At 60.9% G+C, this 22,667-nt stretch carries 19 protein-coding genes; 11 read left to right on the forward strand and 8 right to left on the reverse strand.

The features are described 5' to 3' along the window. Positions 1 to 320 precede the first annotated feature (320 nt). Positions 321 to 1,175 (forward strand): S-formylglutathione hydrolase, encoded by an 855-nt coding sequence (fghA, locus tag AC2VNO_RS10400; RefSeq protein WP_486934062.1) that lies wholly within the window; start codon positions 321 to 323, stop codon positions 1,173 to 1,175. 24 nt (positions 1,176 to 1,199) lie between these two features. Beyond that, positions 1,200 to 1,913 (forward strand): monofunctional biosynthetic peptidoglycan transglycosylase, encoded by a 714-nt coding sequence (mtgA, locus tag AC2VNO_RS10405; RefSeq protein ID WP_486934063.1) that lies wholly within the window; start codon positions 1,200 to 1,202, stop codon positions 1,911 to 1,913. Between the two features lie 12 nt (positions 1,914 to 1,925). On the opposite strand, the gene AC2VNO_RS10410 is transcribed toward mtgA, so the two are convergent. Beyond that, on the reverse strand, positions 1,926 to 2,840 hold the full coding sequence (locus AC2VNO_RS10410) for a DMT family transporter (protein ID WP_486934064.1): 915 nt from the start codon (positions 2,838 to 2,840) through the stop codon (positions 1,926 to 1,928). A 206-nt stretch (positions 2,841 to 3,046) separates the two neighbouring features. Between AC2VNO_RS10410 and AC2VNO_RS10415 the strand changes: the two genes are divergently transcribed. The 3 genes from AC2VNO_RS10415 (at position 3,047) to AC2VNO_RS10425 (ending at position 6,208) form a co-directional block, all read left to right on the forward strand. Beyond that, entirely contained in the window at positions 3,047 to 3,436 is a 390-nt protein-coding gene (locus tag AC2VNO_RS10415) for a DUF4168 domain-containing protein (protein ID WP_486934065.1), read from the forward strand. Positions 3,437 to 3,566: 130 nt separating this feature from the next. Next, positions 3,567 to 5,480 (forward strand): DUF294 nucleotidyltransferase-like domain-containing protein, encoded by a 1,914-nt coding sequence (locus tag AC2VNO_RS10420; RefSeq protein ID WP_486934066.1) that lies wholly within the window; start codon positions 3,567 to 3,569, stop codon positions 5,478 to 5,480. 2 nt (positions 5,481 to 5,482) lie between these two features. Further along, entirely contained in the window at positions 5,483 to 6,208 is a 726-nt protein-coding gene (locus tag AC2VNO_RS10425) for a 3'-5' exonuclease (RefSeq protein WP_486934067.1), read from the forward strand. 50 nt (positions 6,209 to 6,258) lie between these two features. Here the strand turns inward: AC2VNO_RS10425 and AC2VNO_RS10430 are convergent, their stop codons facing one another. Together AC2VNO_RS10430 and AC2VNO_RS10435 are read right to left on the reverse strand one after the other, a co-directional pair. After that, positions 6,259 to 8,043 carry a putative bifunctional diguanylate cyclase/phosphodiesterase gene (locus tag AC2VNO_RS10430; RefSeq protein ID WP_486934068.1) on the reverse strand — a complete coding sequence of 595 codons (1,785 nt, stop codon included), beginning with the start codon at positions 8,041 to 8,043 and terminating at the stop codon, positions 6,259 to 6,261. Positions 8,044 to 8,266: 223 nt separating this feature from the next. Continuing rightward, positions 8,267 to 9,934 carry a BCCT family transporter gene (locus tag AC2VNO_RS10435; RefSeq protein WP_486934069.1) on the reverse strand — a complete coding sequence of 556 codons (1,668 nt, stop codon included), beginning with the start codon at positions 9,932 to 9,934 and terminating at the stop codon, positions 8,267 to 8,269. Between the two features lie 497 nt (positions 9,935 to 10,431). Between AC2VNO_RS10435 and AC2VNO_RS10440 the strand changes: the two genes are divergently transcribed. The 5 genes from AC2VNO_RS10440 to AC2VNO_RS10460 all read left to right on the forward strand — a co-directional run bounded on the left by AC2VNO_RS10440 (position 10,432) and on the right by AC2VNO_RS10460 (position 15,624). After that, positions 10,432 to 11,577, forward strand: coding sequence for an ABC transporter ATP-binding protein (locus AC2VNO_RS10440; RefSeq protein WP_486934070.1), 1,146 nt, complete (start codon positions 10,432 to 10,434; stop codon positions 11,575 to 11,577). 55 nt (positions 11,578 to 11,632) lie between these two features. Next, entirely contained in the window at positions 11,633 to 12,751 is a 1,119-nt protein-coding gene (locus tag AC2VNO_RS10445) for an extracellular solute-binding protein (protein ID WP_486934071.1), read from the forward strand. A 75-nt stretch (positions 12,752 to 12,826) separates the two neighbouring features. Continuing rightward, positions 12,827 to 14,080 (forward strand): ABC transporter permease, encoded by a 1,254-nt coding sequence (locus tag AC2VNO_RS10450; protein ID WP_486934072.1) that lies wholly within the window; start codon positions 12,827 to 12,829, stop codon positions 14,078 to 14,080. A 2-nt stretch (positions 14,081 to 14,082) separates the two neighbouring features. Next, the gene (locus tag AC2VNO_RS10455; protein ID WP_486934073.1) at positions 14,083 to 14,934 is read left to right on the forward strand and encodes an ABC transporter permease; all 852 of its coding nucleotides are present in this window, start codon (positions 14,083 to 14,085) and stop codon (positions 14,932 to 14,934) included. Positions 14,935 to 15,201: 267 nt separating this feature from the next. After that, positions 15,202 to 15,624, forward strand: a complete 423-nt coding sequence (locus AC2VNO_RS10460; protein WP_486934074.1) for a hypothetical protein — start codon at positions 15,202 to 15,204, stop codon at positions 15,622 to 15,624. A 126-nt stretch (positions 15,625 to 15,750) separates the two neighbouring features. Here AC2VNO_RS10460 and AC2VNO_RS10465 read toward each other — a convergent pair whose 3' ends face one another. The 5 genes from AC2VNO_RS10465 to AC2VNO_RS10485 form a co-directional block, all read right to left on the reverse strand. After that, the gene (locus AC2VNO_RS10465) at positions 15,751 to 16,251 is read right to left on the reverse strand and encodes a hypothetical protein (RefSeq protein WP_486934075.1); all 501 of its coding nucleotides are present in this window, start codon (positions 16,249 to 16,251) and stop codon (positions 15,751 to 15,753) included. Positions 16,252 to 16,638: 387 nt separating this feature from the next. Beyond that, positions 16,639 to 18,027 (reverse strand): sigma-54-dependent transcriptional regulator, encoded by a 1,389-nt coding sequence (locus tag AC2VNO_RS10470; RefSeq protein WP_486934076.1) that lies wholly within the window; start codon positions 18,025 to 18,027, stop codon positions 16,639 to 16,641. Next, positions 18,024 to 19,481, reverse strand: coding sequence for a sensor histidine kinase (locus AC2VNO_RS10475; protein WP_486934077.1), 1,458 nt, complete (start codon positions 19,479 to 19,481; stop codon positions 18,024 to 18,026). The genes AC2VNO_RS10470 and AC2VNO_RS10475 overlap by 4 nt, the downstream gene beginning before the upstream one ends. Before the next feature lie 63 nt (positions 19,482 to 19,544). Beyond that, positions 19,545 to 20,684 carry a PQQ-dependent sugar dehydrogenase gene (locus AC2VNO_RS10480; protein ID WP_486934078.1) on the reverse strand — a complete coding sequence of 380 codons (1,140 nt, stop codon included), beginning with the start codon at positions 20,682 to 20,684 and terminating at the stop codon, positions 19,545 to 19,547. 90 nt (positions 20,685 to 20,774) lie between these two features. After that, the gene (locus AC2VNO_RS10485; RefSeq protein ID WP_486934079.1) at positions 20,775 to 21,650 is read right to left on the reverse strand and encodes an AEC family transporter; all 876 of its coding nucleotides are present in this window, start codon (positions 21,648 to 21,650) and stop codon (positions 20,775 to 20,777) included. 197 nt (positions 21,651 to 21,847) lie between these two features. Here AC2VNO_RS10485 and AC2VNO_RS10490 point away from each other — a divergent pair. Next, positions 21,848 to 22,667 (forward strand): extracellular solute-binding protein (locus AC2VNO_RS10490; RefSeq protein WP_486934080.1); only part of this gene is annotated, 820 nt, incomplete at its 3' end.

Raw genomic sequence — 22,667 nt, forward strand, 5'->3', positions numbered from 1 at the left:
AGATCGACGAATTCATCACCCACGAGATGCCGTTCGAGAAGATCAACGAGGCGTTCGAACTGCTGCACGAGGGCAAGAGCATCCGTACCGTGCTTCGCTTTTGAAAGGCGCCCGGTGCTGCGCCGATAGCTGAAAGGCGCCCGGCGCCGGGCTTTGGACGGACGCCCGAGCCGCGCCAGGTGGCACATGCTCATTATCATGGGTAAGGTTGAAAGAGCCCAGAGCGTCAGATGGCCGGGGCTGCGCAAGGGAGTTGCTAACCCTACCTATGTTTGTTGTTCCGGTCGCTGCCATCGGGCGCGACCGTGAGGAGACCGACGATGACCATGACCGAAAATCTCGAGCCCATCTCGAGTAACAAGAGCTTCGGCGGCTGGCACAAGCGCTATCGGCATCGTTCGCGGGCCTTGGATTGCGAAATGGAGTTCGCCATCTTTCTGCCGCCCCAGGCCGAGACCGAACGCGTACCGTTGCTGTGGTGGCTGTCGGGGCTGACCTGTAACGACGAAAACTTCATGCAGAAGGCCGGGGCGCATCGTGTCGCCGCCGAACTCGGTATCGCCATCATTTGTCCCGATACCAGTCCGCGTGGCACCGATCTACCGGGCGAGCACGATAGCTACGATTTCGGTTCCGGGGCGGGCTTCTATGTGAATGCCACCCAGGAACCCTGGAAAAAGCATTACCGCATGTACGACTACGTCACCGAGGAGTTGCCCTCGGTAGTACGTCAGCATTTTCCGGTCAACGGTCGTGAGGCCGTCAGCGGTCACTCGATGGGCGGCCACGGTGCGTTGATCCTGGCCTTGCGCCGGCCCGGACACTACCGATCGGTGTCGGCCTTCTCACCCGTGGTCAACCCCACTCAGTGCCCGTGGGGGCGCAAGGCGTTTCGTGAATACCTGGGTGACGATCCCGGCAGTTGGACCCAGTACGACGCCTGCGAGCTGGTGGCCAAGGGAGCGTCGAGCCAACATCTGTTCATCGACCAGGGTGAAGCGGATCAGTTTCTCGAAGAGCAGCTCAAGCCCGAGCGGCTCGAAGCCGTGTGTGAAGAACACGATCACCCCCTGACGCTGCGCCGTCAGCCGGGGTATGATCACAGCTACTTCTTCATCGCCACGTTCATCGAGGAGCACCTTCGCTACCATGCCGAGCACTTGCACAAGCGTTGAACGAGCCACCCGTTCGGGTGGTGCATGATCCGATTCTGGCTGTATCGTACGCTGCGTTGGGCGGCCCTTGCCGGGGCCGCCTTCGTCGTATTGTCCATCCTGCTGGTCATGCTGTTGCGCCACGTGCCGGCCTACGGCTCCATGGTGATGCTCGAGCGCAAGGTGGAAGCCTGGATGGGCGGCGAGAATCTGTCCATACAGCATCAGTGGCGCCCTTGGGCGGAGCTTTCCGATCATGCCAAGTTGGCGGTGATTGCCGCCGAGGATCAGCGCTTCCCGATCCATCGCGGTTTCGATGTGGACGAGATGCGTCGTGCCTGGGAGGCGAGTCGTAGTGGAGCGAGGCTGCGGGGCGCCAGCACGATCAGTCAGCAGACGTCCAAGAACCTCTTTCTCTGGACCGGGCGCAGCTGGGTGCGCAAGGGGTTCGAAGCGTGGTTTACCGTGCTGATAGAGGCGCTGTGGCCCAAGGAGCGGATTCTCGAGGTTTATCTCAACATCGTCGAATGGGACCACGGTGTGTTCGGTCTGGAAGCGGCGGGACAGCACTATTTCGGCGTCTCGGCCGATCGTATCAACGAAGTTCAGGCCAGCCGACTGGCGGCCATCCTGCCCAACCCCAGGGCCTGGGATGCCGCCCGGCCGGGGCCGCACGTGGAACGCCGCAGCCAGTGGATCCGCCAGCAGATGCGTAACCTCGGTGGGTCGCGCTACCTCGAACAGCTGGCATCCGGCTGAAGCAGGCTTGGATTAGCGTCGCGCCTGGCCGCGTGCGGCGAGTACCACGCCCACGATGGTGATAGCCATGCCCACCAGAGCCGCCATGGGCAGGCGCTCGTCGAACAGCCACCAGGCCTGCAGCGCCGTGACGGGAGGAACGAGGTAGAAGAGGCTGGCCACGCGAGAGGCTTCGCCGCGCCGGATCAAGGCCATCAGCAGCAGAATCGCAGCGATAGAGAGTACCAACACCAGCCAGGCCAGCGTCAGCACGAAAGCAAGCGTCCACTCGACGTGCCGCTCTTCCACCAACAGGGCGCCGATGCCGAGCAGAACTCCGGCCGCTAGATATTGCACCACCGTGCCCGAGAGCAGCGGCATGCCGGTGCAGTAGCGCTTCTGATATAGCGTGCCAAGCGTAATGCCAGCCAAGGCGACAACGACGCAGGCCAGTGCGCTGAGACCGAAGCCCTGGAACAGCTCGACGCCAGGGTCGAGCTTGCTGCCCAGCACCAGCGTGATGCCCATCAGGCCCAACCCCAGCCCCAACCACTGTATGCCGCCGATGCGCTCGCCCAGCAGCGGTCCCGCCAAGGTCGCTGTCAGCAGGGGCTGCAGGCCGACCAGCAGTGCGGTAAGGCCGGCCGGCATGCCCAGATAGATGCCGTAGAAGACCCCGCCAAGATAGGCGCCGTGCACCAGCAGTCCCGATACGGCGATATGACCCTTCAGGCGCCAGCCGGCCGGCCAGCCACTTCCCATCAGCTTGATCAAGGGGATCAACAGGGCGAGGGTTATCACGAACCGGATGAACAAAAAGGTGAAGGGTTCGGCATGTGGCAGACCGAACTTGGCGCCAATGAAACCGGTACTCCACAGGGCGACGAACAGAATCGGCATGCTGGCCAGCAACGCGGCATCGAGGCGTGTGTTGGCAGTGCTAGGCATGAAGGGTGGGTCCTTGTGCGTGATCGATCAGGTATCGACAATACTCGGTCGCTCGCGGGGACGAAAGCTAGCAGGTTAACTTTTTACACGGCGATGTTAGGCACGGTCATCTGCATCGAAAACATTTCGTAACATAAAAAAGTGAACTCTGTCCGCTCTCGTTCGTCAGAACCCCTACATTCACAGCAACACCCTTGGAGGTATTCATGCAACGGATGACTGCACTGTTTTCGGCCGCCCTTCTCGCCGCTGGGCTGATGACCGTTCAGGCGCACGCTCAGCAAGATCCCGCCCAGGATCCGGCCGGCCAACCGCAAGCGCAGGCACCCGCTCAGGACTTCTCCGATGATCAGCTTCAGCAGTTTGCCGATGCCTCCCAGGAAATCGCTGTGATTTCTCAGGAGTACACCGAGCGCCTGCATGCGGCCGAAGACGAGCAGTCCCAGCAGGAAGTGCGCATGGAAGCCAACGACCGCATGGTCGAGGTGGTCGAGGACAACGGACTCGATGTGGATACCTTCAACGCCATCGGCCATGCCATCCAGCAGGATCCGGAGCTGATGCAGCGCGTTCAGCAGATGGCCGAGCAGTCGTAAGCGACCGGCAATCCAGCTGATATCGGGAAAGGCCGCCTTCGGGTGGCCTTTCTTGTGTCTATCGTACGTGTGCCCTTACTCTTCCTAGGGGAAGACGGTTTTCGGCAACGGTATTGGAGTCCGACAGTACATGGATGCGGAACTGCTCGAGATTCGACAGCACATGGGGCGCTTCCCGCCTTTCGAAACGCTCAGCGACCAGCTGCTCGACGAGGTGGCCGGACAGGTCGAGGTCGGTTACTTCCAGGCAGACTCCGAGATCTTGCAGTACAACCAGGAGCTGCATGAGCTTTGCTACATCCGTAGCGGCGCCGTCGAGGTCCGGCGGCGCACGGGCGATCTCTACAATCGCCTGGGCGAGGGGGATATCTTCGGTCACTTCAGCCTGCTGAGAAACAACCGCGTACATTTTCCTGCCCGCGCCCTGGAAGACACGCTGATCTACTTCCTCCCGGAAGCCGTTTTCTTGCGTTTGTGCGAAGCCGATGAGCACTTTGCCGATTTCGTCGAGCTGGAGCGCCCCAGGCTGGAAACGGCCGTAGCGCACAACAAGAAAGCCAACGACATGATGATCACCCGGGTGCGCAAACTGCTGACGCGCTATCCGGTGATGGTCGAGGCCAGCGCCACGGTACAGGAGACAGCGCGCCAGATCAGCGAGGCCCAGGCTTCGGCAGCTTTGATTCTCGATGAGCCGAACGACGACCCTCGCTACACCTTTACCGATACCGAGGATCGCCCTTGGCAACTGCGGGGCATTCTCACCGACAGTGATTTTCGCACGCGCATCGTGGCCGAGGGACTACCACCCGATACTCCCGTGGGCGAACTGGCTGGGGAGAAACTGATCACCATACAGTCCGATGAGTCAGTGCACGAAGCGATGTTGTGCATGTTGCGCAACAATATTCACCATCTTCCCGTGCTGTATCGCCGCAGGCCAATGGGTATCGTGCATCTCTCCGACATCATCCGTTACGAGACGCACAGTAGCCTCTACCTGGTCAGCAACATCTTTCACCAATCGAGCGTCGAGGGGCTGGCAAGGCTGGCCCCGGACGTTCGCATCGCCTGCGTGCGCATGGTGGAAGAGGGTGCCAACTCGCAAATGGTCGGTACGGCGCTATCCACCATCGGCCGCAGCTTCGTACGCCGCCTGCTGGAGTTGGCCGAGGCGTCCCTGGGTCCACCGCCGGTGGCGTATTGCTTCATGGTCAATGGCTCCATGGCGCGTAACGAGCAGACCATCGTGACCGACCAGGACAATGCGTTGATCCTGGCGGACGACTTTGATCCCGCCCAGCATGACGATTACTTCGCCAGCCTGGCGGCATTCGTCTGCGACGGTTTGGCCGCCTGTGGCTACACCTATTGCAAAGGCGATGTCATGGCCACCAATCCCCGGTGGCGCCAGCCCTTGCAGGTCTGGAAACGCTATTTCAGCGAATGGATCGACTCGCCCACCCCCGAGCGGCTACTTCACTCCTCGATTTTCTTCGATCTGGACAGCGCTTATGGCGAAGAGGCCTATATCGAAGAGCTGCAGGATCTCATCGCCGACAAGGCGCCGCGTAGCCCCCGTTTTCTGGCGGCAGTAGCGCGCAATGCTTTGAATCGCACGCCCCCCTTGGGATTCTTCCGCACTTTCGTGATGGAAAAGGATGGCAAGCAGAACAACACCATCAATCTGAAGCGACGAGGAACGGCTCCACTGGTCGACTTGATACGCGTTCACGCGCTGGCCTGTGGTTCGCGGGCCCAGAACAGCTTCGAGCGTCTGGATGACATCGCGACCACACAGCTGCTGGCGCCAGGTGTCGACGCCAAGCTGCGCCATGCCATGGAACTGCTCTCCATGGTGCGGATTCGTCATCAGGTCATTGACCTCGATCATGACCGCGAGCCGGATAACGACATCGAGCCGGAAAACGTGGCCGATAGCGAACGACACCATCTCAAGGATGCGTTTCAGGTTCTCAGCCGCGCGCAGAAATTCCTCAAGTACCGCTACCCGGTACCGTCGCACTCCGGTCGAGCCAGCTGATCGTGCTGTCCCATCGCCTGGCATCTCGCACCCAAGGGCTCGATTGGCCCACTTACCTGCAGCAGCGAGCCGCTGAAACGGGTGATCCTGCGCTGCAGCGCTTCTTTGCCACCGGCTGCATCGACCCCGATACGCCTGTGGGCGAGGCGCCTCTTGTTGCGGTGGATCTTGAAACCACCGGGCTGGATGCCCAGCGCCACGCCATCGTCAGCGTCGGCCTGGTGCCCTTCAACCTGAAACGCATATCGCTGGCGCAGCGGCGTTACTGGGTCGTCCGCCCCAACCGGTCGCTATCCGATACCTCTGTCACTCTGCATCGCATCACCCACTCAGAGGTGGCCGGCGCCCCCGATTTCAGCGCAATCCTGCCTGAGCTTCTCGAGTCGCTGGCAGGTCGGCTCGTCGTGGTGCATTTTCGTCATATCGAGCGGCCCTTCCTCGACGAGGCGGTCAAGGCCCGGCTGGGAGAGGGCATGCGTTTTCCCATGATCGATACGATGTCGCTGGAAGCGCGCCTGCATCGGCTCTCGCTATGGGCACGCCTGCAACGCTGGATGCGGCGACCGCCGGTTTCGATACGCCTGGCAGACAGTCGTCGGCGCTACGGGTTACCGGATTATCAGGGGCACCACGCTTTGGTCGACGCGCTGGCCACGGCCGAGCTGTTTCAGGCACAGGTGGCGAGGCACTATGGCGTTGAAACGCCCGTTGGCAAGCTGTGGACTTAGCTGATTCGTCATCAGCGATATAGGCGGGTGCTCAGGCGGTCAATGCTGCCTTACAGCCACAGCTCGGCGAAGGTCTTGCCATCCACCGGCCGGCCGAAATGAAAGCCCTGGACCCCGGTGCAGCCCAGCGCTCGCAGTGCCTCGGCCTGTTCGGCCTCCTCGACGCCCTCGGCCACGGTGAGCATGCCCAGCGTCTGAGCCATGGCAATGATGGTGGAGACGATGGCATGATCGTGGCTGCTCTTGAGCATATCCTGCACGAATGACATGTCGATTTTCAGGGTGTCGGCGGCGAAGCGCTTGAGGTAGGTGAGTGAGGAGTAGCCGGTACCGAAGTCGTCGATTGCCAGACTGAAACCGGCTTTGCACAGGGCCCGCGTGATACGCACCGTCTGCTCGGGGTTGCGCATCAGGCCACTTTCGGTCAACTCCAATCCCAACTTGCCTGGCGGTACGCGGGTGGCGATGCGCTGTATGTGTTCCGCCAGGCGTGGATCGTCCATTTGTTGAGCCGATACGTTGACGCATAGTCGACCCGGGAACGGTTTGCCTTGGCGCTCCCAGGCCATGATCTGCTGACAGGCGGCCTCCAGTACCCACTCGCCCAAGGGGCGGATCAGCCCCTGCTCTTCGGCCAACGGAATGAAGGTGCCGGGGCTGACGTGACCGAGTATTTCATCGTGCCAGCGACACAAGGCCTCGGCACCGATCAGTTTTCCGGTCTTGAGGCTGAACTGTGGCTGGAAGGCGAGCGATAGCTTGCCATTGGCCAGCGCTTCGCTGAAGCGCAGTTGAAGAATCTCGTGCTGCTGCAGCTCGTCGGCCATGGTGGAAGTGAAAAAGCGCGTGCGACTGTTGTCCCGCTTGGCGTGGTTGAGCGCAATGCTGGCATGTTGAAACAGCGACTGGGCATTGTCGCCATCGCGTGGAAACATGGCGGCTCCCACACTTGCAGAAATCGAGAAGCTGCGCTCCGCCAGCTGTATCGGCGGCAACAGACTATTGCGATAGCGCTCTATGGCATGCGCCATGGCGGCCGGTCGGGTATCGGTGAGCAGCACCATGAATTCGTCTCCCCCCAGGCGGGCAATGAACTCGCCCGGCTCGACCTGGGTGCTGAAACGGCTGGCGATCTCGGCCAGGATCTGGTCGCCGAGTTCATGCCCTTGTGTATCGTTGATTTGGCGGAAACGTTGCAGGTCGAGGTAGAGCAGGCCCAGGCAGCTGTCGCGAAGTCGGGCCTGTTCGCAGGCCTCCTCCAGTCGCTCCATCAAGCATCGTCGGTTCGGCAGCCCGGTAATGCTGTCCCAATAGATCAGCTGTTGGATCTGGTAGTCGCTGCTGCGGCGCTTCTCCTCCTCGGCACGCCGTGCCATCTCGGCACCCGCTTGGGCAGCCGCGATTCGAAGTACTTCACGTGCATAAGAGGCCAGCTCGAGCGGACGGCTGAAGAGCACCGCAAGCAGGCCGATCAGGTGGCCATCAGGGGCACGCAGCGGAATGCCCACGTAGCTTTCGATTTCGAGTTCTTGCAGCAGAGCGCTATCGGGAAAGCGTTGACGAACGTCGGCGGTGAATTCGCACACTTCGTCATTGAGCACATGCTCACAGGGAGTGCCAATCAGCGTATAAACCGAGACGGGCAGGAGAGCGCCTCTCGACCAGAAAGCCACGGTACGCACGGTGGCTTCGTCGGAAAGCAGTTTCCCGATCAGCACATGCTCCCCGCCGAAAATCGTGGAAATACGTTCGACCAGATGATCGAACGCCTGGGGAGTGCCGGCCTTGCCCAAGCCATCGGCGAGCAGACGAAAGGCGTCTTCGGGTGCCATCATGGGCGTAGAACGGCTCCTGGGCATAGTTGTAATGATCTATTTGGAATATGCCCGAAGCGATGCCGTGTTGCTAGTCGTCGTATCGCTCAAGAAATACTTGACGTAACGGATTTTTTTCATTTCTACCCTTACTGTCGTGAGCCAGCGCCTACCGCGGTACGGTGCCCGGTCCTGGGAAACGTTGAGGCGGCCTTCCGTGGCCGCCTGGCATCACCTTTCAGGGTCAAGCACGAGGTTCGCTCATCAAGCCTTTGACGATGGCATAGCAACCCACCAGCAGCACCAAGGTGAAGGGCAGTCCGGTGGATACGGCCATTGCCTGTAGCGCGACCAGGCCGCCACCCAACAGCAAGGCAATGGCGATGACGCCCTCGATGATGGCCCAGAACACTCGCTGCGGCTTGGGGGCATCGACCTTGCCGCCGGCGGTGATGGTGTCGATCACCAGCGAACCGGAGTCCGACGAGGTGATGAAGAATACCACGACCAGCACAATGCCGACGAACGAGGTGATCTCCGTCAACGGGAGTTCGCCGAGCATCATGAACAGCTGAAGCTCCAGCGCTGACTCTCGCACACCCTCGAAGCCATCGCCGACCAGTTGGTCGATGGCGGTGCCGCCAAAGGCGGTCATCCACAGCACCGAAACCAAGGAAGGTACCAGCAGGACGGCGATCAGGAATTCGCGCACGCTGCGTCCGCGACTGACGCGTGCGATGAACATGCCGACGAAGGGCGACCAGGAGATCCACCAAGCCCAATAGAAGGCGGTCCAGCCTTGGCTGAAGTTGGCATCCTCCCGGCCGAAGGGGTTCGAAAGCGCCGGCAGGTTGACGATATAGGTACTCAGATTCTGAAAGAAGCCGGTCAGAATCAGCAGTGTCGGGCCCACGATGATGACGAACAGCAACAGCAGAACTGCCAGTCCCATGTTGAGCTCGGAGAGTCGGCGAACGCCCCTGTCGACCCCTGCCAGGATCGACAGGATGGCCACGGCGGTGATGCCGAGAATCAGCAGTACCATGGTGGCGTCCGTTTCGGGGACGCCGAACAGGTAGCTGAGACCTGCCGAGGCCTGCGACGCACCCAGGCCCAGGGAGGTGGCGAGACCGAACAGGGTGGCGAACACGGCGAGAATGTCCACCACATGCCCGGGCCACCCCCAGACGCGCTCGCCCAGAATGGGGTAGAAGATCGACCGCATGGTGAGCGGCAGTCCCTTGTTGAACGAGAAAATGGCCAGTGCCAGCGCTACCACGGCATAAATCGCCCAGGGATGAAGCCCCCAGTGATAGATCGTCGCCGCCATGCCGAGACTTGCCGCTGCCGATGGGTCGCCGGCAGCGCCGCCGAGCGGAGCCCAGTCGGTGCGCACGCCATCCTCGACGGTGGTGCCGCCCATGGCGGCATCGAAGTGCGACATCGGTTCGGATACGCCGTAGAACATCAGGCCGATCCCCATGCCGGCGGCGAACAGCATGGCAAACCAGCCGGTATAGCTGAAGTCGGGTTTGGCATCCATGCCGCCGATGCGCACCTTGCCCAGCGGTGAAACGATCAATACCAGGCACAGCAGCACGAAAATATTGCCCGCCAGGAGGAAGAACCATGAGAGGTTCCCGGTCAGCCAGTCGCGCAAGGCGCTGAACAGCGGTTCGACCTCCGCCTGCAGGGCGAGGGTGAGGATCACGAAGAAGACCGTGACCAAAGCCGAAATGGTGAATACCTTGCCATGCAGGTCGATGCTGAAGCCGAGCTTGTCGGTAGCCAAATTGTCCTGGCCGATGACGTAGTCGGTATCGATGAGATTGGCCCGACCCTCGGGCGCCGGCACGCCTTCCGACGGGGGCTCTACCTTCCGCTCGGGTTCATTACGATTGGAGTCGCTCACGTTACGTTCCCCCTTCAAGGTCGAAGAGGCTGGGATTGCGCAAGGGGAAGGGAACCATGAATCTGCCGTTCATGTCGTGCTCTCCTGATTTACGTTATGTCGGGGACCCGACGAGACGCATGTGGGTGCACGTAAAAACGTTACACAACGTCAAGTTTAGCGGCTCCGGATTGTGTTACCCGTCTTATTGCAGGTGCGCACTCCGGAACGCCTTATTGGAACAAGAATTGTACATGAATGTACCGTCTATGCCGAACCGGGACGTCAGCCGGATATCCTTTAGCGCCAATGAGTAACGGGTTTGTATCTTTTGGTAACTTGCCGTTAAACGAAATTGCTTCCCTTGTCCTGGAGCCGGTTCAACGCTATTTGAACCTTGAAGGGTTGCGACTGGTGCCTCTATAGGAATAGGGTCAATCAATGCCAACAAGAACAATGGCCGGCTCTCATGGGCACCGTTTGCTTCGCCTGAAGCTGGCCATGAGTGGGAACTCTGCATGAATGTAAGCCTGCAACAACAGCGTGATGATAGAGCAAGGCAGGACGAGCGCGACGCTACACCGCCCTTCGCCCGTTTCATCGACGTGCAGAAAAGCTACGACGGCGTCGAACTGGTGGTGAAGGGCTTCAACCTGGATGTGCATCAGGGCGAGTTCGTCACTCTGCTGGGGCCCTCCGGGTCGGGCAAGACCACCTGTCTTATGATGATGGCGGGTTTCGAGACCCCAACCCATGGTCAGATTCTGCTCAAGGGGGAGCCCATCAACGATCTGCCGCCGCACAAGCGGGGCATCGGCATGGTCTTTCAGAACTATGCCCTCTTTCCGCATATGTCGGTCACCGAAAACCTCGCTTTTCCGCTTGAAGTCCGCCGTCTCTCGAAGGCGGAAACCAAGCGCAAGGTCGAGCGGGCACTGGCCATGGTGCGGCTGAACGATTTCGGCGACCGCCGACCTGCGCAGCTGTCCGGCGGCCAGCAGCAGCGTGTGGCACTGGCTCGAGCGCTGGTCTTCGAACCCGAGCTGGTGCTGATGGACGAGCCGCTCGGCGCGCTGGACAAGAACCTGCGCGAGGAGATGCAGTACGAGATCAAACGCATCCATGCCGATCTGGGCGTCAGCATGATCTACGTCACCCACGATCAGACCGAAGCGCTCACCATGTCCGATCGTATCGCCGTGTTCAACGATGGCATCGTCCAGCAGCTGGCAGCACCGGAGACGCTCTACGAAGCGCCCGAAAATGCCTTCGTCGCCAATTTCATCGGTGAAAACAATCGCCTCTACGGTGAAGTGACCGAAACGATCGGCAACACGTGCCAAGTGCGCCTCGACAGCGGGGAGACGGTGCTGGCCAAGCCCGTTGCATGCGGTGGTATAGGGTCGCGTACCACGCTTTCCCTGCGCCCGGAGCGCGTCGGGCTGGTGCTTAACGGTGATTCCACTGCCTTCGATAATCGCTTCAGGGCCGAGGTGAGAGAGGTGATCTACCTCGGCGATCATCTGCGTACACGCGTCAGTGTGTGCGGCAATGAGGAGTTCATTCTCAAGACGCCCAATGCACAAGGGCAACCTTCGCTGAGACCTGGCCAGTCAGTCGATATCGGTTGGTCCAGCAGCGACTGTCGGGCACTCGATGCCTGATCCGAGTCGGCCATGTGGCGGTATCAATAAGTACAACAAGGAAGGGAGATCGATGATGAAAGGTGAGATGAAGCAAGTGAAACCCGCGCTCAAGGTATTGGTATGCGCTATAGCGGGCGCCTCGACCCTGGGCTTGGCTGCCGTTGCACAGGCCCAGCAGACGCTCAACGTCGTTTCCTGGGGCGGTGCCTACAGCATGAGTCAGCAGCGGGCTTACCACGAGCCCTGGATGGAGCAGACCGGCGACGAGATCGTCAATATCGACCGCAGCGCCAATGCGCTGGCCGGCCTGCGGGCCCAGTCCCAGGCGGGCAACGTCACCTGGGATCTGGTCGACATGCTGCCGGCAGATGCCATGATCGCTTGTGCCGAAGGCCTGATAGAGCCCCTCGACCACGATGAATTGCTGGCGCCGGCGCCCGACGGCACGCCGCCCAGCGAGGACTTCGTCGACGGGGCATTAGGCGAGTGCTTCGTGGCTTCGATCGTTTACTCGAATATCGTCGCTTTCAACAGCGCGATGTTCCCCGAGGACAATCAGCCAAGCACCATCGAGGACGTGTTCGATCTGGAGAACTTCCCAGGCCAACGTGCCCTGATGCGGCGTCCGATCAACAACATGGAGTGGGCCCTGATCGCCGATGGCGTAGACCGCGAGGATGTCTACGACATGCTCGAGACGGAGGAGGGTATCCAGCGTGCCTTTGCCAAGCTCGATACCATCAAGGATCACGTGATCTGGTGGGAAGAGGGCGCCCAGCCGCCACAGCTGCTGGCGGATCGGGAAGTGGCCTTCGCCTCGGCCTACAACGGCCGCATCTTCGATGCCATGGTAAGCGAAAACCAGCCTTTCGAAATCATCTGGGATGCCCAGGTCTTCGAGTTGGATGGGTGGGTGGTGCCGACCGGCAAGCTCGACAAGGTGCGCGATTACCTCTACTTCGCTACCGACACCCAGCGGCTGGCCGATCAGGCCCAATACATTTCCTACGGGCCGGCTCGCTATTCTTCCTCGGATCTGGTTTCCGTGCATGCGGAAACGGGCATCGACATGATGCCTCACATGCCGACGTTTCCGCCCAACTTCGCTACCGCGATCCAGAAGGACGACGAATTCTGGGCCGACTACAGCGACGAGCTGAATCAGCGCTTCGACGCCTGGCTGGCTCAGTAAGGTGTGACCGCCACCCGGCAGTGCTGCCGGGTGGCGCCGACTCATTGTCGTCATGACGTTTCCGGAGGGGCACGAGTGTCCGGTTCTCCCGCTTCCCCATTGACCACTGCCGATGGCGTGCCGCTCAAGGTCAGCCTGCGTCGTGCCGTGAGGCGCTCGAAGCTCAAGGCTTTCTTGCTGGTATCGCCTCTGCTGCTGTTTCTGGTCGTCGCTTTCGTCATGCCCATCTTCGAAATGCTGTGGCGCAGTGTCGATAATCCTGAAGTCTCGACACACCTGTCACGTACGGTCGACGCCCTGGAGGGCTGGGACAGAGAGACGCTACCTGGAGAGGAGGCGTACGCAGCGCTGGCCGAGGATCTGCGCGAGGGGCAGCAGGCACGTAATCTGGGGCTGTTGTCGAGCCGGCTGAATTACGAAAAGGCAGGCATGCGTTCGACGATCACCCGAACGGCCCGGAGCCTTAATACGCTCGAACCGCCTTACAAGGAAGCGCTTATCGAGGTCAATGCCAACTGGGGCGATCTCGATACCTGGAAGTTGATCGAGCGCGAGTCAGCGCCGCTTACGCTCAGCTATTACCTGGCAGCGGTGGACCGCCAATTGACGCCCGATGGCGAGATCGTTCGGGCTCCCGAATCTCAGCGTCTTCACGTCAACCTGTTCTGGCGCACGCTGTGGATGAGCCTGGTGATTACCGGCCTGACCCTGCTACTTGGCTATCCGGTCGCCTTCTTGCTTGCCAGCTTGCCGCTACGCTATTCGAACCTGCTGATGATCCTCGTGTTGCTCCCGTTCTGGACCTCGCTGCTGGTGCGCACCACGACCTGGATCGCCATCCTGCAGTCACAGGGTGTGCTCAACGACATGATGGTCGCGATAGGGGTCATTGCCGACGAGGCACGTTGGCAGATGATTCACAACAAGACGGGCACCATCGTGGCCATGACTCATATCCTGCTGCCTTTCATGATCTTGCCGCTCTATTCGGTGATGAAGACCATTCCGCCGAGTTACATGCGTGCCGCACGTTCCCTGGGAGGGCGGCCCTTCCTGTGCTTCAGGCGCGTCTATTTTCCGCTGACCATTCCGGGAATCGCAGCCGGGGGCATTCTGGTGTTCATACTTTCCATCGGCTACTACATCACCCCGGCATTGGTGGGGGGGCAGTCAGGACGTTTCATTACCAACTATATCGCGTATCACATGCAGACCTCCCTCAACTGGGGGCTGGCGGCGGCAATCGCCTCGATTCTGCTGTTCGTGGTGGTGGTGTTTTATCTGGTATTCAATCGCCTGATCGGCGTCGACAAGGTCAAGCTGGGGTAACCATGGCCATTCCTTCTTATGCCACTCGTGGCGAGCGTATCTGGCACTACGTTTTCCTGGGGATGTGCGCGCTGATCTTCCTGTTCCTGGTCGGGCCGCTGTTGATCATCATCCCCCTGTCATTCAACGCCCAACCCTACTTCACCTTCACCCAGGAGATGCTGACCTTCGACCCAGCCGGTTATTCGTTACGCTGGTACGAGGACTTCTTCACCTCCCGGGCCTGGCTGCATGCCATCAAGAACAGCTTCATCATCGGTATCGCCTCGACCATTCTTGCAACCATTCTGGGAACCGTGGCTGCGTTGGGACTGTCGAGTCGGCACATGCCGGCGCGTAGTGCCATCATGGCGCTGCTGATCTCGCCCATGATCGTGCCGCTGATCATCTCTGCCGCCGCCATGTTCTTCTTCTTTTCCAAGGTGAATTTGGCTCAGACCTATCTCGGTGTGATTCTGGCGCACACGGCGCTGGGTATCCCCTTCGTCGTGATCACCGTAACGGCAACGCTATCGAGCTTCGATACCACGCTGATAAAGGCGGCTCACAGCCTGGGGGCCAATCCTACACGTACCTTCTTCAAGGTCGTGCTGCCGCTGGTTACCCCTGGCGTGGTTTCCGGCGCCCTGTTTGCATTCATTACCTCCTTCGATGAGGTCGTGGTGGTGCTGTTCATCGCCGGTCCCGAGCAACGCACTATGCCGATCCAGATGTGGTCGGGCATTCGCGAACAGATCAGTCCGACGATTCTGGCGGTAGCGACAATGCTGGTGCTGCTTTCCATGCTGATGCTGACGACGCTGGAACTTCTACGACGGCGTAGTGAACGGCTCCGGGGAGTTTCGCCGCAATGAGCTGAAACGGAACCCAACGGTTGTTAAAGGGGCACCCAAGGGTGCCCCTCTGCCGTTTTTCAGCCGGTAGGAAGGGCAGGATTTTTTGTGGCAGACCGGCTCATGTGTCATTTTTTACCACCCTTGCGGTCGGATTTCGCTTTCGTCTGGATCATGCCTTTGTTTTTTAAGTTATTGAAATATGTGTGATATTAGGAAATCCGGCATGGCTGGCACAGCCTATGCTGTACATTGGGTGAGAACGACCAATTCAAGGGAGAACGACATATGAGCCATGATCAGCAAGGAAGGATCTTTACCAAGCGCTCTGCAGCCTTGGCTTCAGCAGTGGCTCTAGCCCTCGGCACCCTCTCTCTAGCCGGTTGCGGCAACGACGATGATCTGCCGCCGGTCGAAGAGGATCGGCCTGCCACGCAAGAGCAGACGTCTCCGATGCAGGACACGACAGCTGATCCTGGCATCGATCAGACGGGTACTGCTTCTGGCGATGGCTCCGCAGACCCGGTTACGGGTCCCGAGGAAAGCCCGGAAGGCATGGGCGATGTAACGCCTGAGCAAGATCCGCTGCCCGAGGCCGAGCAAGAGCCGGTTCCCGATGAGGATGAGCTCGAGGGTCAGCAGGACACGATGGACCAAGGTCAGGTGGATGATCCCTTGGTCGACGACGAGGAAGAGCAGGGTGGCATGTAATCTGACACCTTACGCTTCGTGCTGCCATCTAGGTTGATGGCAGCTCAGGGCAGGATGCCCAATACATTTCGCGAAAGCGATACCGCAGGAGGTGGAATTATGATGTCCAAGGAATTTCTGAAGAAGCTAGGCATTGTCGGCGTGACCATGGGGCTGACTGCCAGCCCGTTCGCGCTGGCCCAGCAGACCCAGACTCAGCAGGACGATTTCCAGACTCAAGAGCGCGCTCAGGATCCGGCTGAAGCCGTCCAAGGCGCTCCGGGTGCTGAACCTACCCCTGGAACTGACGCTGCTGCCGGGACTGGCCCGGGTGCCGACCCCGCCCCCATGGAAGACGGAGTAGCACCGGGTGAAGCCGACGTCGATGGTATGGGCACTGGTGCTGGTGGCGATACCGGTTTCGGTACTGACGCCGGTGCAACCGATCAAGGCGCTGCCGAAACCATGCCGGGTGCCGTTGACGGCGCTCCCGGCGCAGAGCCGACCCCCGGCACTGACGCCGCGCCTGGCACAGGTGTTGGCCCGGGTGCAGACCCCGCTCCGATGGAAGACGGCGTAGCACCGGGTGCGCAGCAAGAACAGCGGCAGCCGGGCATGCAGCAGGAAGGAGCCACTGGGTTCGGTCAAGACCAGGAGCCCGGCTTCGGTGAAGGCACCGAGGCAATGCCTGGTGACGACCCCGCTGCTTCAGGTGAAGAAGTCGGCCCGGGCGCTACTGGTACCACCAGCAATCAATAAGCTGCCTGGGATATGAACTGCGGACGCACAGGGAAGTGTGACTGTCCGCGAAGGAAGGATCGAAGAGGCGACGCAATGGAAGCCGAGCCTCTTCCTTCCCATCATGAGGCGTCGTAATTCGCTGGCGGCCCGCCACCCTCCCCCCTTGCACCGTCAGTCGAATTGCATGGCGTACTTCGCCCCCGATCTCCCACGGGGGCTTTTTTGTGGCTTCTGCTTCCTGGTTACTTAGGCCTTGCGATTCGGCCCTTGCTGTTCGCGGTTTCTTACAGCCTCTTAATCTTCCTCCAGCCGGCGATACAGCGTGCGTCTGGCGATGCCGAGAATGTCGGCCGTTCGCCGCTTGTTGCCGCCCGTGGCTTCCAGCACTTTCTGGATATAGCGCTTTTCCACCTCCTCTAGGCTCGGCCAGCTCTGCTGGCTTCTGGCCACCACGGCATTACCGGCTTCGAGTTGCCGTACCATGCCGCGCTGCTCCTGGCCGTGCTGGCGAATGCGCTCAGGCAAGTCGTCATGGCTCAGCAGGCCATCTTCGGCCAGGGTCACCGCGCGCATGATGGCATTCTCTAGCTCGCGCACGTTGCCCGGATAGGAGTAATCGAGCAGCGTCTGTAGCGCCATGGGCTCGACTCGCTCGATTTGCTTGTTCTGGGCGGTGGCATGCTTTTCGATCAAGGCCGAGACCAGGCGCTCGATGTCTCCCTGGCGCTCACGCAGCGGTGGGATCCGCAGAGAAAACGTTTCCAGGCGATAGAACAGGTCGCTGCGGAAATTCCCGCTTTCGATTTCATGCTCCAGGTCGCGGTGGGTAGCGGCAATGATGCGCACATCCACCGATTCCTCCTTCTCGGCCCCCACGGCCTTGACCATCTTTTCCTGCAAGGCACGCAGCAGCTTGGCTTGCAGGCCAGGCGACATCTCGCCAATTTCATCGAGAAAGAGGCTGCCGCCGTTGGCCGTCTGGAACAGACCCTGGCGTGAGTCGCTGGCGCCGGTAAAGGCGCCCTTCACATGGCCGAAGAACTCGCTCTCCATCAGTTCGGATGGGATGCTGGCGCAGTTGACGGCAATGAATGGCTCACCGGAGCGCGGGCTCTCGGCGTGAATGGCGCGAGCCAGGAGCTCCTTGCCGGTTCCGCTCTCGCCCAGGATCAGAATTGGGGCATCGCTCTTGGCCAGGCGCGCCGCATCGTGAAACAGCGCCTGCATCGTCTCGCTCTCCCCGACGATACCGTGGAAATGGCCGGCGGGCTCACCCTGCTGGAAGCGTTCGGCCAAGCGTCTGTTCTCCAGCACCCGATAGACCGCTTCGCCCACACTCTCCAGGTCGAGCGGTTTGGTCAGGAAGTCGTCGGCCCCGATCTTCAGTGCATCGACAGCCTGGTCGATGGTGCCGAAAGCGGTGATGACGATGAACCCTATGCGGCTGCCCTCCTGACGCAGCTGTTCGAGCAGCTGCAGGCCGCTCATGCCGGGCAGACGCACGTCACTGATGATCATGGCCACTTCGCTGTGGCTCAAAGTGAGAATGGCTTCCTCGGCGCTGCCGACCCCGAGGGTGGGATAGCCGGCTTCCTGGAGCTCTTCCTCGAGAAGTTCGAGAATGGCGGCATCATCCTCGACGACCAGTATCGGTAGATCGGTAAAACTGTGGCTTCCTGTCACGGGTCATTCCCTCCTTCATCGCTATCGCTCAATGGCAGCCCGATTTCGAAGCCGGCTCCCCCCAGCTCGCTGTCGTAGACACCGACAGTGCCGCCATGATCGTTGATGATTCGATGCACCATGGATAGTCCGAGGCCGCTGCCCTGGCCCACGGGTTTGGTCGTAAAGAATGGGTCGAAAACCTTCGTCTTGTCCTTGTCGGCGATCCCCGGGCCGTTGTCTTCGATCCACAGTGTCAACCAGCCTTCGTTCTCTTGTGCCCGGATGCGTACCCGTTTGACGCCCTTGGCCTGGGCGGCATTGCGCAGCAGGTTGGTCAGGACCTGAATCAACTGCTGGCCGTTTGCCAACAGGGCCGGCGTTTCAGTGGGCAGGTCGAATTCCAGCTGGATGTCATTCTGCTCGAAATCCTCCTCCACCAGCTCGCGGGTGGCATGGAGCAGTTCGGTGAGTTGCAGCGGTTCCTTCTCGACGTTGTGACGCCGACCAAGCTCCATCAACTGGCGTACGATTTCCACGATACGTTCGACTTCACCGCGGATACGTGCGAGTCGATCGCGGTCCGCGTCGTCGAGCGTCTCGCGCCGCGCCAGGCGCTGGGCCTGACCGTTGATGACGGTCAGCGGAGCGCCGATCTCGTGCGCAACGCCGGCTGCCAGTACCCCCAGCTCGGCAAGCTTCTTCGACTTGCGCAAGCGTTTCTCGAGCTCGATTTCCTTGCGTCGCCGCGCCTCGATATCGGCATCCTTTTCGGCCATGGCATCGAGCATGCCATTCAGGGCCACGGCCAGGCGTCCGTACTCCTGGGGGCCCTCGGCCTCGGCTCGCTGCTGTCGATCGCCGGCCTCGACCCGCTGCATGACCGCCAGCAGACGTTCCAAGGGGCGTTCGATATGGCGCCGAAACCCCCACCAGATGCCCAGGACGATACCGGCGGCGCCAATTACGAACGCCAGCAGGGCCAGCTGGCTGAGAAAACCGGTGTAGTTCTCGATACCCGTGTTGAGCCGATTGACCTGCAGTACCCCCTGCACTTCGCCGGTGTTCGACAACAGCGGTTTCAGAGCGGAGTAGTAGTGCCAGCCATCGTGCTCACGATAGGCGGCGCGCATCTCGCCGCGCTCGGCTACCTCACGTATGGTCTCGGGGCTGAACAGGGCCTGACCTAGGCCGAGCCCGTAAATCTCGCGCCCGTTGGCATCGAAGACATAGGCCCCGTAAATGCGGTGGAAGGAGAAAGCGGAATAGAGCGACTCTTCGAGAGGCTCGGTGGCGTCCCGCGTCAAGGCGTGGTTCAAGGTGGTGCCGATCACGTTGGTGATCACCTGGACTTCGCGCTCGAGGCGGTTGCGAACGTTTTCCTCGAGCGACTTGATGGCTACCAGACTGAAGATCAGCAGCACGAGGAACAACGGCGCAATGACGGTGATGAGTATGAGATTGCGTAGGCGCATGGCATCTCGCAGGCAGCATTCGACGAAAGCGGCACCGACCCTTGGTTCGGTGCCGCGCTGGAATCAATCTACCGGCCTCAGCCGGTAGAGGCTGCCTTGTGCCTCGTCATTGACCAGGTAAATGGCACCATCTTGCCCCTGGATGACATCACGAATGCGCCCGATATGGCCATCCAGCACGGTTTCGCTTGCAACCACTTCTCCACCGTCGACGCTCAGCCGATGCAGCTGTTCGCTGCGCAGCCCGCCGGCCAGCAGGTCGCCCTGCCAGTCGCCGAAGCTAGTCGAGGTGATCTGGGTCAGGCCGGAAGGAGCGAAGTGCACGTCGAAAACATGCACCGGGTCGCGCATCCCCGAGAGCGAGTCATCCCCGATGGGTTCGCGGGTGCCGTAATCGCGTCCTTGGCTGACATCGGGCCAGCCATAGTTCTCACCGGCTTCGATGAGGTTTAGCTCATCGCCCCCGAGCGGGCCGTGTTCGGTTACCCAGACGACGCCTTGATCGGTGACCACCATGCCCTGAACGTTACGGTTGCCCAGGGTAAAGAGCTCGTCGAGGGTGGCGTCATCGCCGAGAAAAGGGTTGTCGTCGGGTACGCCACCCTCGGACGTCAGCCTCAGCAAGCTTCCGGCATGGTCGCCTTGGTCCTGGGCGCGCTCGGGTGTGCCTCGGTCGCCGATTGAGATCAACAGGGTTTCGTCCGGCAGCCAGGCGATTCGCGACCCGTAGTGTCTGCCCGGGCTGGAGGTGCGGTCCTGTTCGAACAGCGTCTCGACGTCGGTCAGCGCATCGTCCGTCAGTCGGGCACGGCTCAACGCCGTCGCGCTTCCACCATCGCCGGGTTTGCTCCAGGTGAAGTACACCCAGTCGTGGTCGCCGTCGCCGTAACGCGGATGCAGTGAGACATCGAGCAGCCCCCCCTGACCCTGGGCGCTGACCTGGGGCACACCCTCGAGATGGGAAATGCTGCCGTCTTCATCGACCAGTGCCATCCGGCCTGGGCGCTCGCTGACGAGGAAACGCCCCTCGGGCAGCATTGCCACGGACCAGGGATGCTCCAGGCCCTGGGCAATACGCTCCAGACGCAACGCCTGACCTTCGGTAGCGATTCGCTCTTCGACCACTTCTACGGCCTGAGCCGGCGCGCTTGCTGCAGCGCCTGCCAGCAGCGCGAATGCCAGCCGCTTGTATGCTTCGTGCATAACCTCCTCCCTTGCTTGTGTTGCCGCCCCACCAGATAGAGACTGTGACGCGGCAGGGGTGTTCCCATCACCCGTAAACCACCCATCAGGTTACAGCAAAATTGCCAGCAGAATCGGCAGATAGAGTAGTGCCAGCAGCGTGGAGCAGAACACCAGGCTGGCGACATACTCCGGCTCCCGCTTGGCCCGCTGCGCAAACAGATAGTTGAACACTGCCACCGGCATGCACATTTGCAGTACCAGAATGCTCAGCGCCAACGGTGGCAGGCCCAGTAACGTCCCGATCCCCCAGGCCAACCCTGCGGCGATCGGGATGCGCAGCAGGCTGAAGGCGATGCCCGTTTTCAGGTTCTTCACCTTGATGCTGGCCAGCGACACACCGAGCGTTATCAGCATCAGCGGGACGGTGAAACCCGAGATCAGGTCCACGCTGTTGTCCAGCCATCGTGGAAGCTCGGTGTCCGTCAGCAGCAGAATCAATGCTATCAGGATAGCGTAAATCGTCGGGGTCCTGACCAGGGTTCGCCAGGGGCTGCCGGTACTGGCAAATATGGCGCCCAAGGTGAATTGGAACAGCGAAACCGTGACCATCACGGTGATGCCGAAGGCGAAGCCGGCGCTGCCGAAGGCATAAAGCACCACCGGCAACCCCATGTTGCCGGTATTGGGGTACATCATCGGTGCCAGCAACACTCGCCAGTCTTGCCGCAGCAGACGTGCCATGGCGAAGGTGGCTGCGGCCATCGACACCATGACCAGGGCGGTGGCCAGCATAGTGCGGCCGAAGCTGCCAGCATCGATCTCCGCCCCCGTCAGCGAGGCGATGACCAGGGCCGGCGTGCCGATATTGAAGACCAGGCGAGTAACGAAGTCGACAGGATAGGGATGCCCCAGGCGAATCCACATGAAGCCCAGGCCGGCGCCTGCCAGAACGGGTGCCATGACGGCAAAGAGATCGGCGAGCATCGGGCATCCTTGATATTGAGCAAGCTAAATATTGTCGTGAAGAGTGCCGTCTCGATGCAAGCACGATGCGGGTTGCTGGAATTAGAACGGATCGTTGCCGTTCGGAACGGTGCGTCATGAACTGGCAATGATTACCATTCTTGCTCTTGCCGGGCATCCCGCGCCCGGCCCCTGGAATCAGTACCGGAAGCCCACCGATGTCGATGCCTTTTGCTCGCGCGGCCTTGCCCCTCGCGCTGACCTTGCTGGCCGCCCCGCTGGCCTTGGCCCACGAACCCCTCAGAATCACCGGTCCGCGCCTGAACGACCCTCTGGCACCGATATTTACCACCTTCACCGAGGCCACGGGCATTCCCGTCGAACTGGTGACGCTGACCACGGATGAGCTCGCCGAGGCCATGGCGAGCGAGGCTGAGCCACCGGTAGACGTGATCATGGTTGTCGACAGCAGTAATATTCATGCCCAGGTGGAGGCCGGCTGGTTTCAGCCGTTCGAGTCCGAGTGGCTCGAGTCGAGGGTGCCGGCCGAGCTGCGTGATCTCGAAGCGGGCTGGAGCGGCTACGCCACGCGAGCGCGGGTCATCTACGTCAATCCAGAGAAAATCGACTGGGAACCGCTGAGCTACGAGGCGCTGGCGGATGAGCGACTGGCCGGCAAGCTGTGCCTGGGGAGCGGCCATTCACCCTATAACGTCTCGCTGGTGAGTTCGATGGTCCTGCATCACGGTGACGCCGAGGCCCAGCGCTGGGCAGAGGCACTGGTGGCTAATCTGGCACAGCCCACCGGTGGCCGCGATGGCGAGCTTTTACGGGCGCTGGCTGAGCCGGGTGACTGCGCCGTCACCGTGGCCAATCACTACTACTACTTGCGCATGTTGGATTCGGACGACAGCGAGGAGCGGGCGCTGGCCGAGCAGCTCGAACTGGTCTGGCCCAATCAGCACGGGGAAGGGGAAGGGGAAGGGGAAGGGGAAGGGGAAGGGGAAGGGGAAGGGGAAGGGGAAGGGGAAGTGGGCC

This window comes from Halomonas sp. TH-94 (assembly GCF_057473365.1).

Coding starts and splice junctions, on each gene's coding strand:
- mtgA (WP_486934063.1), top strand. CDS start 1,200: ATGATCCGATTCTGGCTGTATCGTACGCTGCGTTGGGCGGCCCTTGCC.
- AC2VNO_RS10475 (WP_486934077.1), bottom strand. CDS start 19,481: ATGCGCCTACGCAATCTCATACTCATCACCGTCATTGCGCCGTTGTTC.
- fghA (WP_486934062.1), top strand. CDS start 321: ATGACCATGACCGAAAATCTCGAGCCCATCTCGAGTAACAAGAGCTTC.
- AC2VNO_RS10420 (WP_486934066.1), top strand. CDS start 3,567: ATGGATGCGGAACTGCTCGAGATTCGACAGCACATGGGGCGCTTCCCG.
- AC2VNO_RS10415 (WP_486934065.1), top strand. CDS start 3,047: ATGCAACGGATGACTGCACTGTTTTCGGCCGCCCTTCTCGCCGCTGGG.
- AC2VNO_RS10455 (WP_486934073.1), top strand. CDS start 14,083: ATGGCCATTCCTTCTTATGCCACTCGTGGCGAGCGTATCTGGCACTAC.
- AC2VNO_RS10445 (WP_486934071.1), top strand. CDS start 11,633: ATGAAAGGTGAGATGAAGCAAGTGAAACCCGCGCTCAAGGTATTGGTA.
- AC2VNO_RS10480 (WP_486934078.1), bottom strand. CDS start 20,684: ATGCACGAAGCATACAAGCGGCTGGCATTCGCGCTGCTGGCAGGCGCT.
- AC2VNO_RS10460 (WP_486934074.1), top strand. CDS start 15,202: ATGAGCCATGATCAGCAAGGAAGGATCTTTACCAAGCGCTCTGCAGCC.
- AC2VNO_RS10440 (WP_486934070.1), top strand. CDS start 10,432: ATGAATGTAAGCCTGCAACAACAGCGTGATGATAGAGCAAGGCAGGAC.
- AC2VNO_RS10410 (WP_486934064.1), bottom strand. CDS start 2,840: ATGCCTAGCACTGCCAACACACGCCTCGATGCCGCGTTGCTGGCCAGC.
- AC2VNO_RS10485 (WP_486934079.1), bottom strand. CDS start 21,650: ATGCTCGCCGATCTCTTTGCCGTCATGGCACCCGTTCTGGCAGGCGCC.
- AC2VNO_RS10430 (WP_486934068.1), bottom strand. CDS start 8,043: ATGATGGCACCCGAAGACGCCTTTCGTCTGCTCGCCGATGGCTTGGGC.